The sequence below is a fragment of the Enterobacter sp. B79-1 genome, assembly GCF_057444735.1.
On record NZ_JBYAZJ010000003.1, the window covers coordinates 181,159 to 194,806 of the forward strand.

The 13,648-nt window shown below is 55.9% G+C and carries 11 protein-coding genes and 1 pseudogene; 1 reads left to right on the forward strand and 11 read right to left on the reverse strand.

Annotated elements, in window-relative coordinates:
- Positions 1 to 18 precede the first annotated feature (18 nt).
- The 10 genes and pseudogenes from AC2T6E_RS11220 to AC2T6E_RS11265 all read right to left on the reverse strand — a co-directional run bounded on the left by AC2T6E_RS11220 (position 19) and on the right by AC2T6E_RS11265 (position 12,299).
- Positions 19 to 252, reverse strand: a complete 234-nt coding sequence (locus AC2T6E_RS11220) for a YgdI/YgdR family lipoprotein (RefSeq protein WP_010427047.1) — start codon at positions 250 to 252, stop codon at positions 19 to 21.
- 139 nt (positions 253 to 391) lie between these two features.
- A complete protein-coding gene (gene carB, locus AC2T6E_RS11225) occupies positions 392 to 3,616 on the reverse strand; it encodes a carbamoyl-phosphate synthase large subunit (RefSeq protein ID WP_024907428.1) in 3,225 nt (1,074 codons plus the stop codon).
- An 18-nt stretch (positions 3,617 to 3,634) separates the two neighbouring features.
- A complete protein-coding gene (gene carA / locus AC2T6E_RS11230) occupies positions 3,635 to 4,783 on the reverse strand; it encodes a glutamine-hydrolyzing carbamoyl-phosphate synthase small subunit (protein WP_010427050.1) in 1,149 nt (382 codons plus the stop codon).
- Positions 4,784 to 5,237: 454 nt separating this feature from the next.
- Positions 5,238 to 6,059: a 4-hydroxy-tetrahydrodipicolinate reductase gene (dapB, locus tag AC2T6E_RS11235; protein WP_486691747.1), complete on the reverse strand. Its 822-nt coding sequence runs from the start codon at positions 6,057 to 6,059 to the stop codon at positions 5,238 to 5,240.
- A gap of 205 nt (positions 6,060 to 6,264) precedes the next feature.
- Positions 6,265 to 7,215, reverse strand: coding sequence for a 4-hydroxy-3-methylbut-2-enyl diphosphate reductase (gene ispH / locus AC2T6E_RS11240; protein ID WP_010427054.1), 951 nt, complete (start codon positions 7,213 to 7,215; stop codon positions 6,265 to 6,267).
- 1 nt (position 7,216) lies between these two features.
- Positions 7,217 to 7,666, reverse strand: coding sequence for an FKBP-type peptidyl-prolyl cis-trans isomerase (gene fkpB / locus AC2T6E_RS11245; RefSeq protein WP_015572634.1), 450 nt, complete (start codon positions 7,664 to 7,666; stop codon positions 7,217 to 7,219).
- A 118-nt stretch (positions 7,667 to 7,784) separates the two neighbouring features.
- The gene (lspA, locus tag AC2T6E_RS11250; RefSeq protein ID WP_108417119.1) at positions 7,785 to 8,285 is read right to left on the reverse strand and encodes a signal peptidase II; all 501 of its coding nucleotides are present in this window, start codon (positions 8,283 to 8,285) and stop codon (positions 7,785 to 7,787) included.
- Positions 8,285 to 11,101 carry an isoleucine--tRNA ligase gene (ileS, locus tag AC2T6E_RS11255; protein WP_486691759.1) on the reverse strand — a complete coding sequence of 939 codons (2,817 nt, stop codon included), beginning with the start codon at positions 11,099 to 11,101 and terminating at the stop codon, positions 8,285 to 8,287. Before ileS ends, lspA begins: the two co-directional genes overlap by 1 nt.
- A gap of 45 nt (positions 11,102 to 11,146) precedes the next feature.
- Positions 11,147 to 12,073, reverse strand: a complete 927-nt coding sequence (ribF, locus tag AC2T6E_RS11260) for a bifunctional riboflavin kinase/FAD synthetase (RefSeq protein ID WP_010427064.1) — start codon at positions 12,071 to 12,073, stop codon at positions 11,147 to 11,149.
- A gap of 7 nt (positions 12,074 to 12,080) precedes the next feature.
- A pseudogene (locus tag AC2T6E_RS11265) lies at positions 12,081 to 12,299 on the reverse strand (DUF2575 domain-containing protein).
- 101 nt (positions 12,300 to 12,400) lie between these two features.
- Between AC2T6E_RS11265 and rpsT the strand changes: the two are divergent.
- On the forward strand, positions 12,401 to 12,664 hold the full coding sequence (gene rpsT / locus AC2T6E_RS11270; protein ID WP_003856458.1) for a 30S ribosomal protein S20: 264 nt from the start codon (positions 12,401 to 12,403) through the stop codon (positions 12,662 to 12,664).
- Between the two features lie 57 nt (positions 12,665 to 12,721).
- On the opposite strand, the gene nhaR is transcribed toward rpsT, so the two are convergent.
- Positions 12,722 to 13,621 carry a transcriptional activator NhaR gene (gene nhaR / locus AC2T6E_RS11275; protein ID WP_003856462.1) on the reverse strand — a complete coding sequence of 300 codons (900 nt, stop codon included), beginning with the start codon at positions 13,619 to 13,621 and terminating at the stop codon, positions 12,722 to 12,724.
- Positions 13,622 to 13,648: the final 27 nt, after the last annotated feature.

The following is a 13,648-nucleotide window of genomic DNA, read 5'->3' on the forward strand; positions in this document are numbered from 1 at the left end:
TTACGTCAGAATTCTGAATTAGTTATCCAGCTCACCCATGGATTTCACCTGGTCGCGGTTAATCTGCTCGGTCTGACCGGTTTCGGCGTTTTTGTACGACACCAGTCCGGTATCATCATCCACCTGCGGTTTGCCGTCAGTGACAATGGTGCGGCCATCGGTGGTTTTAACTGCCTGATTAGACGAACAGCCCGCAACGGTGAACATTGCAGTGGCAGCCAGAACGGAAGCGATCAGTAATTTATTTTGCATGGTGTTTTCCCCTGCTCTCAGTTGAATTTCGTTATCGACTTAACCATTTTAGGCTAACTGACTGAAAGCGGATGAAAAACCAGAAGGTTCTGAAGATGGGGAGAATGCCCGGCAACCGAACGGCACCGGGCATGTGAACTTACTTGCTAATCTGCGCGTGCATTTCCTGCACTGAAATCACCTTCTCGGTGGCATCCGCGTTCAGCGCCATGGCCGTTGCGAAACCGCCGTTCAGGGTGGTGTCGTAGTGCACTTTGTACTGCAGCGCGCTGCGGCGAATCAGCTTGGAATCTTCAATCGCCTGACGTCCTGCGGTGGTGTTGATGATGTAGGTGTATTCGCCATTCTTGATACGGTCCTGAATGTGCGGACGACCTTCATGCACCTTGTTCACCAGACGCGGGTTGATACCGGCTTCACCCAGCACAATCGCCGTACCGTGGGTTGCATCCAGCTCGAAGCCCTGTTTCAGCAGCTTGGCGGCCAGGTCAACCACGCGCTCTTTGTCGCCTTCGCGAACGGAGAGCAGCGCGCGGCCTGATTTTCTCATGGTGGAGCTACTGCCCAGCTGCGCCTTCGCGAACGCTTCTGCGAAGGTGCGGCCCACGCCCATCACTTCCCCGGTAGAGCGCATTTCTGGCCCTAACAGCGGGTCAACGCCAGGGAATTTGTTGAACGGCAGCACCACTTCTTTCACCGAGTAGTACGGTGGGATAATCTCTTTGGTCACACCCTGCTGCGCCAGCGTCTGGCCCGCCATCACGCGCGCCGCCACTTTCGCCAGCGGGACGCCGGTGGCTTTTGAGACGAACGGTACGGTACGTGCCGCACGCGGGTTCACTTCAATCAGGTAGACTTCGTTGTCTTTCACCGCGAACTGGACGTTCATCAGGCCGCGAACCTGCAGCTCGAAGGCCAGTTTCTGCACCTGCTGACGCATCACGTCCTGAATCTCCTGGCTCAGGGTGTACGCTGGCAGAGAACAAGCGGAGTCACCGGAGTGCACGCCCGCCTGCTCGATGTGCTCCATGATGCCGCCAATCAGCACCATTTCGCCGTCGCAGATGGCGTCAACGTCCACTTCCACCGCGTCGTCGAGGAAGCGGTCGAGCAGCACTGGCGCATCGTTGGAGACGCTTACCGCAGTCTGGAAGTAGCGGCGCAGGTCGGCTTCGTCGTAGACGATTTCCATCGCGCGGCCGCCCAGCACGTAGGAAGGACGCACCACCAGCGGGTAGCCAATCTCTTTCGCCTTCTCAACGGCCATTTCAATGGCGGTCACAGTGGCGTTCGCAGGCTGCTTCAGCTTCAGACGGTCAACCGCCTGCTGGAAACGCTCGCGGTCTTCCGCACGGTCAATCGCGTCCGGGCTGGTGCCGATAACCGGCACGCCTGCTGCTTCCAGCGCGCGCGCCAGCTTCAGCGGGGTCTGGCCGCCGTATTGCACGATAACGCCTTTTGGCTTCTCGATGCGCACGATTTCCAGCACGTCTTCCAGGGTCACCGGCTCGAAGTACAGGCGGTCAGAGGTGTCGTAGTCGGTCGATACGGTTTCCGGGTTACAGTTGACCATGATGGTCTCGTAACCGTCTTCACGCAGCGCCAGGGAGGCGTGCACGCAGCAGTAGTCGAACTCGATGCCCTGGCCGATACGGTTTGGACCGCCGCCCAGCACCATAATCTTGTCGCGGTCGACGGACGGGTTCGCTTCGCACTCGTCTTCATAGGTGGAGTACATGTAGGCGGTGTCAGTTGAGAACTCTGCCGCACAGGTGTCCACGCGCTTGTAGACCGGGTGCAGGTCGTACTGGTCGCGCAGCTTGCGGATTTCCGCTTCACGTACGCCCGCCAGCTTAGCCAGACGCGCATCGGCGAAGCCTTTACGCTTCAGCACGCGCAGGAAGTCAGCGTCCAGACCGGTGATGCCCAGCTCAGCGACCTGTTCTTCCAGACGCACCAGCTCTTCAATCTGCACCAGGAACCAGCGGTCGATGTTGGTCAGGTTGAACACGCCGTCGACGGAGAGGCCAGCACGGAAGGCATCGGCGATGTACCAGATACGCTCAGCGCCCGCGTCCTTCAGCTCGCGGCGGATTTTCGTCAGTGCTTCCGGGTCGTCCAGGCTCACTTTCGGGTCGAAGCCGGTCGCGCCCACTTCGAGGCCGCGCAGCGCTTTCTGCAGGGATTCCTGCTGCGTGCGGCCAATCGCCATCACTTCACCGACAGATTTCATCTGGGTGGTCAGACGGTCGTTCGCGCCCGCAAATTTCTCGAAGTTAAAGCGAGGAATTTTAGTCACAACGTAGTCGATGGACGGCTCGAAGGACGCAGGGGTGCGGCCACCGGTGATGTCGTTCATCAGCTCGTCGAGGGTATAACCCACCGCCAGCTTCGCCGCCACTTTCGCAATCGGGAAGCCGGTCGCTTTAGAGGCCAGCGCGGAGGAACGGGACACGCGCGGGTTCATTTCGATAACAATCAGACGGCCGGTTTTCGGGTTCACGGAGAACTGTACGTTAGAACCGCCGGTTTCCACGCCGATTTCACGCAGTACCGCCATCGAGGCGTTACGCATGATTTGATACTCTTTGTCGGTCAGGGTCTGGGCTGGCGCAACGGTGATGGAGTCACCGGTGTGGATACCCATCGCATCGAAGTTTTCGATGGAGCAGACGATGATGCAGTTGTCGTTTTTATCACGTACCACTTCCATCTCGTACTCTTTCCAGCCAATCAGCGATTCATCAATCAGCAGCTCTTTGGTTGGGGAGAGATCCAGACCGCGTTCGCAAATCTCTTCGAACTCTTCGCGGTTGTAGGCGATACCGCCGCCGGTACCGCCCATGGTGAACGATGGACGGATAATGCACGGATAGCCCACGTCAGCCGCGACGGCCAGCGCTTCTTCCATGTTGTGTGCGATACCGGAACGCGCGGTGTCGAGGCCGATTTTCTTCATCGCCACGTCGAAGCGGCGACGGTCTTCTGCTTTATCAATCGCGTCGGCGGTCGCACCAATCATGGTCACGCCGAACTCAGCCAGCACGCCCTGACGCTCCAGCTCCAGCGCGCAGTTCAGCGCCGTCTGGCCGCCCATGGTTGGCAGCACCGCGTCCGGACGCTCTTTCTCGATGATTTTACGCACCACTTCCCAGTGAATCGGCTCGATGTAGGTTGCATCAGCCATTTCCGGGTCGGTCATGATGGTCGCCGGGTTAGAGTTCACCAGGATAACGCGGTAACCCTCTTCACGCAGGGCTTTACACGCCTGCGCGCCGGAGTAGTCGAATTCGCAGGCCTGGCCGATGACGATCGGGCCAGCGCCAAGGATCAGGATGCTTTTTATGTCTGTACGTTTTGGCATTGTCTTCTCGGCTCCTGATTATTTAGCGGTCTTACGGTATTGCTCGATAAGTTCGATGAAGTGATCGAACAGCGGCGCGGCGTCGTGTGGGCCCGGGCTGGCTTCAGGGTGGCCCTGGAAGCTGAACGCTGGCTTATCGGTACGATGAATGCCCTGAAGGGTGCCATCGAACAGCGACTTATGGGTCACGCGCAGGTTAGCCGGCATCGAGGCTTCATCGACGGCAAAGCCGTGGTTCTGCGCGGTGATCATCACCGTGTTGTTATCGATGTCCTTCACCGGGTGGTTACCACCGTGGTGGCCGAACTTCATCTTAACGGTGTTAGCACCGCTCGCCAGCGCCAGCAGCTGATGGCCGAGGCAGATGCCGAATACCGGAATGTCTGTTTCCAGGAAGGACTTAATGGCGGCGATGGCGTAATCGCACGGCGCCGGGTCACCAGGACCGTTGGACAGGAAAATACCGTCCGGATTCATCTTCAGCACGTCTTCGGCAGACGTTTGTGCCGGAACCACCGTCAGGCGGCAGCCGCGGTCAACCAGCATGCGCAGGATGTTGCGCTTGGCGCCGAAATCGTAGGCCACCACGTGGAACGGCAGCTCGCTCTCTTTTTTCGCTTCCGGCAGGTCGCCTTCCAGCGTCCAGCTACCCTGCGTCCAGCTGTAGGCCTCAGCGGTAGTCACTTCTTTCGCCAGGTCCATGCCGTTCAGGCCCGGGAAGGCTTTCGCTTTTTCCAGCGCCAGCGTCGCATCGAGGTTGTCACCCGCGATGATGCAGCCGTTCTGTGCACCCTTCTCGCGCAGCAGACGCGTTAACTTACGGGTATCGATATCGGCAATCGCCACAATGTTATGGCGCTTCAGGTAAGAAGAGAGGTCTTCGGTATTGCGGAAGTTGCTGGCAATCAGCGGCAGGTCGCGGATGACCAGGCCTTGCGCATGTACCTGAGAAGATTCTTCGTCAGCAGCATTGGTGCCGACATTGCCGATATGAGGATAAGTAAGAGTAACGATTTGGCGAGAATAGGAAGGATCAGTGAGGATTTCTTGATAACCGGTCATTGAAGTATTGAAAACGACTTCCCCAACCGCCGAACCTGTTGCCCCTATGGCCCGACCGATAAACTGGGTTCCGTCTTCCAGAACCAATAGCGCTGACTTAATCAAAACACCCTCCAGAGAATATTCACTCACTTTATTTGCATATTAATTCACAACCACGTCATAAATCAATGCAAATGTGTTGCCAGCGGATTTTTGGCAAACGGCGGCATTCTGGGGATTTGGTGGGTAAAAGTCAACTCAAAACGGATATTTTGTTTATTCTTTTGCGAGCCTGGCGGCTGGAATGCGATTTAACGGGCAAAAAGATCAGGCAAATCATTCTGGAAAACGCTTGCGCGTTAAGTTTAATGGGAATTTCGTGCGCAGGACAATAAAAAGTGGACCATACGGTCAAAATTTACAATTACGCAACGCAAAAAAGAGAGAAGAGATATTGTTTTACAGCTTTAACAGGATAACACTCACAAAGATGATAAAATAAAAGGGCAATAAATTATTGCCCTATGCAATCAATACATTACGACTGCAATAACCACATCACGATGGGTAATAATGCTTACAAATTGTTGAGATCGAGTACATCTCGCATATCAAAAAGACCATTTCGCCTGCCTTTTAACCACAACGCGGAGCGCACTGCGCCATTTGCAAATGTCATTCGGCTAGATGCCTTATGCGTGATTTCTATGCGTTCGCCAATATCGGCGAACATCGCGGTATGTTCGCCGACGATATCGCCCGCTCGCACAGTTGCGAAGCCAATGGTTCCCGGAACGCGTTCGCCGGTATGACCTTCGCGAGAATAGACCGCGATGTCTTTTAACTCTTTATCCATTGCATAAGCAATCGCTTCGCCCATTGCCAGTGCCGTGCCTGATGGCGCGTCGACTTTATAGCGGTGATGCGCTTCAACAATTTCAATGTCGGTATAGTCGCCCATCACTTTCGCCGCCTTTTCCAGCAGCTTCAGCATCACGTTAACGCCTACGCTAAAGTTGGCAGCGAAGACGATCGCAATCTCGTTTGATGCCTCCTGAATGGCTTGTTTACCCGCCTCGTCAAAACCGGTCGTGCCGATCACCATCCCTTTGCCATGCTGACGGCAAAACGCCAGGTGATTCAATGTACCTTCAGGGCGCGTAAAATCGATGAACACGTCAAAGTCATCTTTTACCGCCTCCAGGCTGCTCTGCACGGTTACGCCCGTGTGGCCTGCGCCCGCCAGTTCACCCGCGTCGGAGCCAAGTAGTGATGAACCTTCACGCTCCAGCGCCGCGCCAAGTGCCACACCATCCATCTGTAGCGCCGCCTGAATCAGCTGGCGGCCCATACGTCCACCCGCGCCCGCAATAGCGACACGGATCTGTGCATCATGCATAGTTATTCTCTTACGTTAAAATGATGTAAACCGTTTTCAGATTAACCAGCCTTCGCTGAGGCTGCCAACTGAAAACACCGATAATTAGAATTTAACGTGAAACCGGCTTAAATATCAGTAAAAGACATGATTTTGTGGTCACGATAAAGTAACGGGTAAAAAAAAGGCCAGCACAGGAGGTGCTGGCCTTTCATCAGAAGAGGGATTATTCCACTTCGCGGGCATCAATTCGCAGTTCTTTCGGAACTTCAAACACGATGTTCTCTTCGCGCCCTTCCAGCGGAACCGCGTCGCCACCGCCCAGCTCCTGCAGACGGGTAATCACGTTCTGCACCAGGATATCCGGCGCGGAAGCGCCTGCGGTAACGCCAACGCAGGCCGCATTTTTGACCCACGCTTCCTGAATGTCCGTCGCATCGTCAATCAGAAACGCTGCTTTCCCCATCCGCTGCGCCAGTTCGGCCAGACGGTTAGAGTTAGAGGAGTTTTTGGAGCCGACGACCAGCACCACGTCCGCCTGTTCAGCCAGCGCACGCACTGCTTCCTGACGGTTAGTGGTGGCGTAGCAGATGTCATCCTTACGCGGCCCGACGATTTTCGGGAAGCGCTGGCGCAGGGCGTCAATCACGTCCGAGGTATCGTCTACGGAGAGCGTCGTCTGCGTCATAAACGACAGTCGCGCTTCGTTTTTCACGTTCAGCGTAAAGACATCTTCAGGCGACTCGACCAGATACATCCCCCCTTCCGGGTTACTGTACTGACCCATGGTGCCTTCAACTTCCGGATGACCGGCATGGCCAATCAGAATCGACTCTTCACCGCGACGGCTGGCGCGCGCCACTTCCATATGCACTTTTGTCACCAAAGGACAGGTGGCATCAAATACGGTCAGATCGCGGCTTTTCGCCTCGTTGCGTACCGCCTGAGAGACGCCGTGCGCGGAGAAGATCAGGATCGCACCGTCCGGCACTTCGCTGATCTGCTCAATAAAGATGGCGCCGCGCTCGCGCAGGCTGTCGACCACGTAGCGGTTGTGCACCACTTCGTGACGCACGTAAATCGGCGCGCCGTAAATCTCCAGCGCGTTTTCAACAATGCTGATAGCGCGGTCTACACCGGCGCAGAAGCCGCGCGGGTTAGCCAACAGGATCTGCATTTTACTCCTCCAGTGCCGGATCGATCTCCAGCACTTCGACATCAAAATGAACGGTACGCCCGGCAAGCGGATGGTTGAAATCGACGGTGATAGAATCGCCGTTGATTTCGCGGATCACGCCAGGCATTTCGCTGCCGTCCATAGCGGTAAAGAGCATAATCGCCCCGATTTCTGGCTCGCCCGCGTCCATGAACTCACGGCGCGAGAAATACTGGATCAGGTCCGGGCTTGGCACGCCAAATGCCGCATCCGGCTCCAGCGAAAACGCTTTTTTCTCGCCCTCTTTCAGACCCAGAAGCTGTTGCTCAAGACCTTCAGAAAGTGAGGTATCGCCAAGACGAAACAGGGCCGGTTTGCCGTTATTGCGGGTGGATTCAGCCGTTGAGCCATCATCCAGCTTCAGCGTGAAGTGAACGAGAACCGCGCTGTTGCTCTGTACGGATTTAGACATACACATTGCTCTTTAATGTTGTCTCGCCTGTGTGCCGGGTGGCGCTGCGCTTACCCGGCCTACAAGTGTCGGCATATTCGGTAGGCCGGGATCGCTACGCGTCACCCGGCTGGTTTTGTTACGCCTGCTCTTTCGCCGCCGGTTTCGGCAGGAAGCCTTCCAGCACGATTAACGCCGCACCGATACAAATTGCCGTATCGGCCAGGTTAAAGGTCGCGAAGTGCCAGTCGCCGACGTAGAAGTCGATCATATCGACCACAAAGCCGTGCCACAGGCGGTCAAACAGGTTACCCAGCGCGCCGCCAATGATCAGCGCGTAGGCGATGTTATTCAGCTTTTGCGTGGCCTTCGAGCGGTACATCAGCACCGCCAGGATCACACAGATACCGAGAGCGATACCCGCGAAGAACCAGCGCTGCCAGCCACCGCTGTCGGCAAGGAAACTGAACGCCGCGCCGTAGTTGCGGGCGTAGTGCAGGTTAAGCGACGGGAACAGCGGAACCGTATCCCCCAGAGAAAAATTCTGGAGGATCAGGAACTTGCTGCCCAGATCGATAATCAGCACCACCACAACCAGCCACAGCCAGCGCAGTCCTGTTGAACAGAGAGTTTTACTCATCAGGCAAACTTACGTTTTTCGCCGTCACCGGCGACGTTGCTTACACAGCGTCCGCAGATGTCTGCGTGTTCCGCCACCTGGCCAACATCGGTGGTGTAATGCCAGCAACGCGGGCATTTCTCACCGTCGGCTTTGCTCAGTGCGACTTTCAGGCCTTTGAGCAGTTCACTCTGCTGAGCATCAGCAGTAGCGTCGGCATAATCCGCAACTTTCGCACCGGAGGTCAACAGGACAAATCGTAATTCATCGCCCAGCGCGGTCAGTTTGGCCGCCAGCTCCGGTTCCGCGTACAGGGTCACTGCCGCTTCCAGAGAGCCACCGACTTTCTTGTCAGCACGCGCCTGCTCGATAACCTTATTCACTTCGCCGCGCACTTTCAGCAGCTCGTCCCAGAAGGCGTCGTTCATTGCTTCAGTGCTGGAGAGGTCGAACAGACCTTCGTACCACTCGCCCGTGAAGACATACTTCTCACGATCGCCCGGCAGGTAGCCCCAGATTTCATCCGCGGTGAAGGACATGATCGGTGCCATCCAGCGCACCAGCGCTTCTGCAATGTGGAACAGCGCGGTCTGGCAGCTACGACGCGCCACGCTGTCCGCTTTCGCGGTGTACTGGCGGTCTTTGATGATGTCGAGGTAGAACGAACCCATCTCAATGGAGCAGAAGCGCATCAGGCGCTGCACCACTTCGTGGAAGTCGTAAGACTCATAGGCTTTCAGGATATCGTCCTGCGCCGCTTTCGCGCAGCCTACCGCCCAGCGGTCCAGCACGACCATCTCTTCCGGTTTCACCATATCTTTCACCGGATCGAACCCGTTCAGGTTCGCCAGCAGGAAGCGCGCGGTGTTACGGATACGACGATAGCTGTCGGCAGCACGTTTCAGGATCTCGTCAGACACCGCCATTTCGCCGGTGTAATCGGTGGATGCCACCCACAGACGCAGAATGTCTGCGCCCAGTTTGTTCATCACATCCTGCGGAGAAACGGTGTTACCGATGGACTTGGACATCTTACGGCCCTGACCATCCACGGTGAAGCCGTGAGTCAGTACCTGGCGGTAAGGTGCTTTACCCTTCATGGCGGTGGAGATCATCAGGGATGACATGAACCAGCCGCGGTGTTGGTCAGAGCCTTCCAGATACATGTCCGCAGCGTGACCGGCAAACTCAGGACGCACATCAACCACGGAGGAGTGGGTAGACCCGGAGTCGAACCACACGTCCAGGGTATCCGGCACTTTCTCGTAGCTGTCTGCGTCAGCGCCCAGGATGTCGCGCGAGTCGAGATCCCACCACGCCTGAATGCCGTCAACTTCGACGCGCTTCGCCACTTCTTCCATCAGTTCCAGCGTGTTTGGGTGCAGCTCCTGCGTCTCTTTATGTACGAACAGAGACATCGGCACGCCCCAGGTACGCTGACGGGAGATACACCAGTCAGGACGGTTAGCCACCATGGATTCAATACGCGCCTGGCCCCAGTCAGGGATCCACTGCACGCCTTTGATCTCTTTCAGAGACTGCTCGCGCAGGCCTTTCTGATCCATACTGACGAACCACTGCGGGGTCGCACGGAAGATGATCGGCGACTTGTGGCGCCAGCAGCACGGATAGCTGTGCTGCATTTTTTCAACGTGCAGCAGCGCGCCGCTGGTGCGCAGCATGTCAACGATGATGTCGTTCGCTTTGAAGACGTTGATACCGTCCAGCGCCGGGTAGGTGCCTGGCAGGTAAGAGCCGTCCGGGCCAACCGGGTTAGCGATTTCCAGACCGTATTTCAGGCTGATGTTGTAGTCGTCAGGACCGTGGCCACCGGCGGTATGTACCGCACCGGTACCCGCTTCCAGCGTTACGTGGTCGCCCAGGATCGCCGGAACGTCGAAGTCCAGGAACGGGTGCTTGAAGCGCATCAACTCCAGCGCGTCGCCTTTCACGGTGCCCAGCACGGTGTAGTCGGCGATGTGCGCGCGTTTCAGCACGCTCTCAACCAAATCTTTCGCCAGGATAACCGCCTGACCGTCAACCTGCACCAGCGCGTATTCGAACTCACCGGAAAGGGAGATCGCGCGGTTGGCTGGCAGGGTCCACGGGGTGGTGGTCCAGATCACCAGAGAGATCGGACCGTTAACGGCGGAGACGCCAAATTTAGCCTTCACCGCATCCTGATCGACGGCATGGAACGCCACGTCGATAGATGGAGAGGTTTTGTCGTAATACTCCACTTCCGCTTCTGCCAGCGCAGAGCGGCAGTCCACGCACCAGTGCACCGGCTTCGCGCCTTTGTGCAGGTGTCCGTTACCGATGATTTTACCCAGCGCACGGATGATGTTGGCTTCAGTTTTGAAGTCCATGGTCAGGTACGGGTGCGACCAGTCGCCCAGCACGCCCAGACGGATGAAGTCAGCGCGCTGACCGTCAACCTGCGTAGCGGCATATTCGCGGCACTTCGCACGGAACTCGGCGGCGGTGAACTTCTCACCCGGCTTGCCAAACTCTTGCTCCACTTTAAGCTCGATTGGCAGACCGTGGCAGTCCCAGCCCGGAACGTAAGGCGAGTCATATCCCGTGAGGCCTTTGGACTTCACGATAATGTCTTTCAGAATCTTGTTAACCGAGTGACCAATATGAATGCTGCCATTCGCATATGGAGGGCCATCATGCAGAATGAAGGTTTTTTTGCCTTTTTTGGCTGCACGAATGATGCCGTACAGGTCATCATCGGTCCAACGCGCCAGCATTCCCGGTTCACGCTTGGCGAGATCGCCGCGCATCGGGAACCCTGTTTCCGGCAAATTCAGGGTTGATTTATAGTCACTCATCAGATTCTCGGTTCCGTATTTATCACGTAGGCAGTTAAGCCGGTTCTAAAGCCCAAAAAACTCGCGGGCCGTCAATTCATCTCGCGCAATTTGCGCTTTGAGTTCATCCAGCGAACCAAATCGCTGCTCGTTGCGTATCTTTTTACGCAGTATTACATCTATATGGCGACCATAAAGGTCCATTACAACGTCCAGCAGGTGCACTTCTAACTGTTGACGCACACCGGCAACGGTAGGACGCGTGCCGATATTGGCGACACCGTAAAATGGTTTATCGCCCAGTCCTGCCACTTCTACCGCATACACCCCTTTAACCGGGGAGACCTGACGACGCAGCGGTATATTCGCCGTCGGGAAACCTATCGTGCGGCCCAGCGCATCGCCATGGACCACGCGGCCAGAGATGGTGAACGGATGACCCAGCAAATTTTCTGCGGTGTCCAGTTCATCATTGGCCAGCGCCTGGCGTACCGCCGTGCTGCTGACGCGCACGCCGCCTTCACAGAAAGTCATTGCGCTGGTGACGTCAAATCCGTACTCCAGACCAGCCTTCTGTAATAGCAAGAAATCGCCCTGACGACCAGCGCCAAAGCGGAAATCATCACCCACGGCAAGAAACTGCACGCCAAGACGCTTCACCAGCAGGTCGCTGACAAACGTTTGTGCTGTCAGCGCGGCAAAGCGGCGATCGAAACGCACGCACAATACGTAGTCCACGCCGGACTCTGCCAGATAGCGCAACTTCTCGCGCAGGCGAGTCAGACGGGCGGGAGACTTTTCGCCCGCAAACAGCTCAAGCGGCTGCGGCTCAAAAATCATCACCACAACGGGCAGGCCACGGGCCTCCCCTTCTTTACGCAATCCCTGCAACAGCGCCTGATGACCACGATGCACGCCGTCGAAATTACCAATGGTCAGCACGCACCCATGCGGGGCTTTGCTGAGATTATGTATGCCGCGTATCAGCTTCATGTCTGGCTCAAAACAGTGAAAATCGCCAAAGTATACCTTGTACAGCGGTTAAGGTTAACCGGCGATTGTTCACGCAAAACAGAAAGCCGTAATGATTTCATCAGGCTGACCTTTCACAGCGAAAAAATCTGTCCGGGAACTGCGATTTTTATGCCGAAAGGCTGTATTCACGGAAGACAAGCTGGTAGAATCCTGCGCCATCACTACGTAACGTAGCGTCGCTAATTAACGGCGCTTATTTGCACAAATCCATTGACAAAAGAAGGCAAAGAGGGCATATTCCTCGGCCTTTGAATTGTCCACATAGAACATATTTGGGAGTTGGACTTGGCTAATATCAAATCAGCTAAGAAACGTGCCGTTCAGTCTGAAAAGGCTCGTAAGCACAACGCAAGCCGTCGCTCTATGATGCGTACTTTCATCAAGAAAGTATACGCAGCAATCGAAGCTGGCGACAAAGCTGCAGCGCAGAACGCATTTAACGAAATGCAACCAATCGTGGATCGTCAGGCTGCTAAAGGTCTGATCCACAAAAACAAAGCAGCGCGTCATAAAGCAAACCTGACCGCGCAGATCAACAAACTGGCTTAATCGCTACTTGTTGTTGCTTGTTTAAAGAACCCGCTTAACGCGGGTTTTTTTATGCCTTCAGATTGCCGGTGGCGTAAACAGTGCCGAGTAATCACGGTTGCAGATACGCTGCACCGCCGGGTGCTGAATCATTCTTTCGGCGAATATCGCGTGGTACTCCTCCATCACGTTATCTACCCTGCCAATCTCCGTAATCTTGTCGTCTGAATAGAGATCGTGCGCGTACAGCGTTGGCGCAACGAAGATCGCGTTATGCGCTTCGCCAAAGGCTTTCATTAACGCAGCGTCGTCGAACTCACCGAGTATTTCCACGTTCAGCCCCTGCGAGTTAAACCAGTTCAACAGCTTGCGTCCGAGCATGGAGCGCCTTCCCGGCACCAGCAGGCGACGCTCTTCAAGGCACGCGGGGAACGGTTTTTCCGGCGGCGGGTTAATGCACCAGAAGCTGACGCCGCATTCGCCAATTTTCACCGAGAACAGCCCTTCCTGCTGGGTGGAGTCGATCGGGCAGTCCGAGATAATCATGTCCAGCTTATGCTGGCTCAGCTGTTCCAACAGCATCTCGTGAGTGGATTCAAAGCAGCGCAGGTGGATTTGCTCGTCTTCTACCACCGCCGCATCCAGCACGCCGCTCACCAGCCGTTTCGACAGCGCATCCGCCACACCTACGTCAAAGAGCAGGTTCGACTCTTTGCGGTAGTTGACGATGTCCAGCATCTCCTGGCTCAGGGTGAACATCTTGTCAGCATAGCGAAACACCAGCTCGCCCAGTTCGCTGGGTTCAATGCCGCGACCTTTACGCTTGAACAGCTTGCCCTGTAGACGCTCTTCAAGCGCCTTGATTTGCCCGGTGATGGTTTGCGGCGTCAGATAGAGCGCCTCTGCCGCCCCCACCACCGAGCCCTGTTTATAGACGTGCCAGAAGTAGTACAGATGGTTGTAATTTAAATGAGACATCGCGTGTTCTCTCCCTGAGTGTGTATC

Coding starts and splice junctions, on each gene's coding strand:
- fkpB (WP_015572634.1), bottom strand. CDS start 7,666: ATGTCTAAATCCGTACAGAGCAACAGCGCGGTTCTCGTTCACTTCACG.
- ribF (WP_010427064.1), bottom strand. CDS start 12,073: ATGAAGCTGATACGCGGCATACATAATCTCAGCAAAGCCCCGCATGGG.
- ispH (WP_010427054.1), bottom strand. CDS start 7,215: ATGCAGATCCTGTTGGCTAACCCGCGCGGCTTCTGCGCCGGTGTAGAC.
- nhaR (WP_003856462.1), bottom strand. CDS start 13,621: ATGTCTCATTTAAATTACAACCATCTGTACTACTTCTGGCACGTCTAT.
- carB (WP_024907428.1), bottom strand. CDS start 3,616: ATGCCAAAACGTACAGACATAAAAAGCATCCTGATCCTTGGCGCTGGC.
- lspA (WP_108417119.1), bottom strand. CDS start 8,285: ATGAGTAAAACTCTCTGTTCAACAGGACTGCGCTGGCTGTGGCTGGTT.
- ileS (WP_486691759.1), bottom strand. CDS start 11,101: ATGAGTGACTATAAATCAACCCTGAATTTGCCGGAAACAGGGTTCCCG.
- AC2T6E_RS11220 (WP_010427047.1), bottom strand. CDS start 252: ATGCAAAATAAATTACTGATCGCTTCCGTTCTGGCTGCCACTGCAATG.
- dapB (WP_486691747.1), bottom strand. CDS start 6,059: ATGCATGATGCACAGATCCGTGTCGCTATTGCGGGCGCGGGTGGACGT.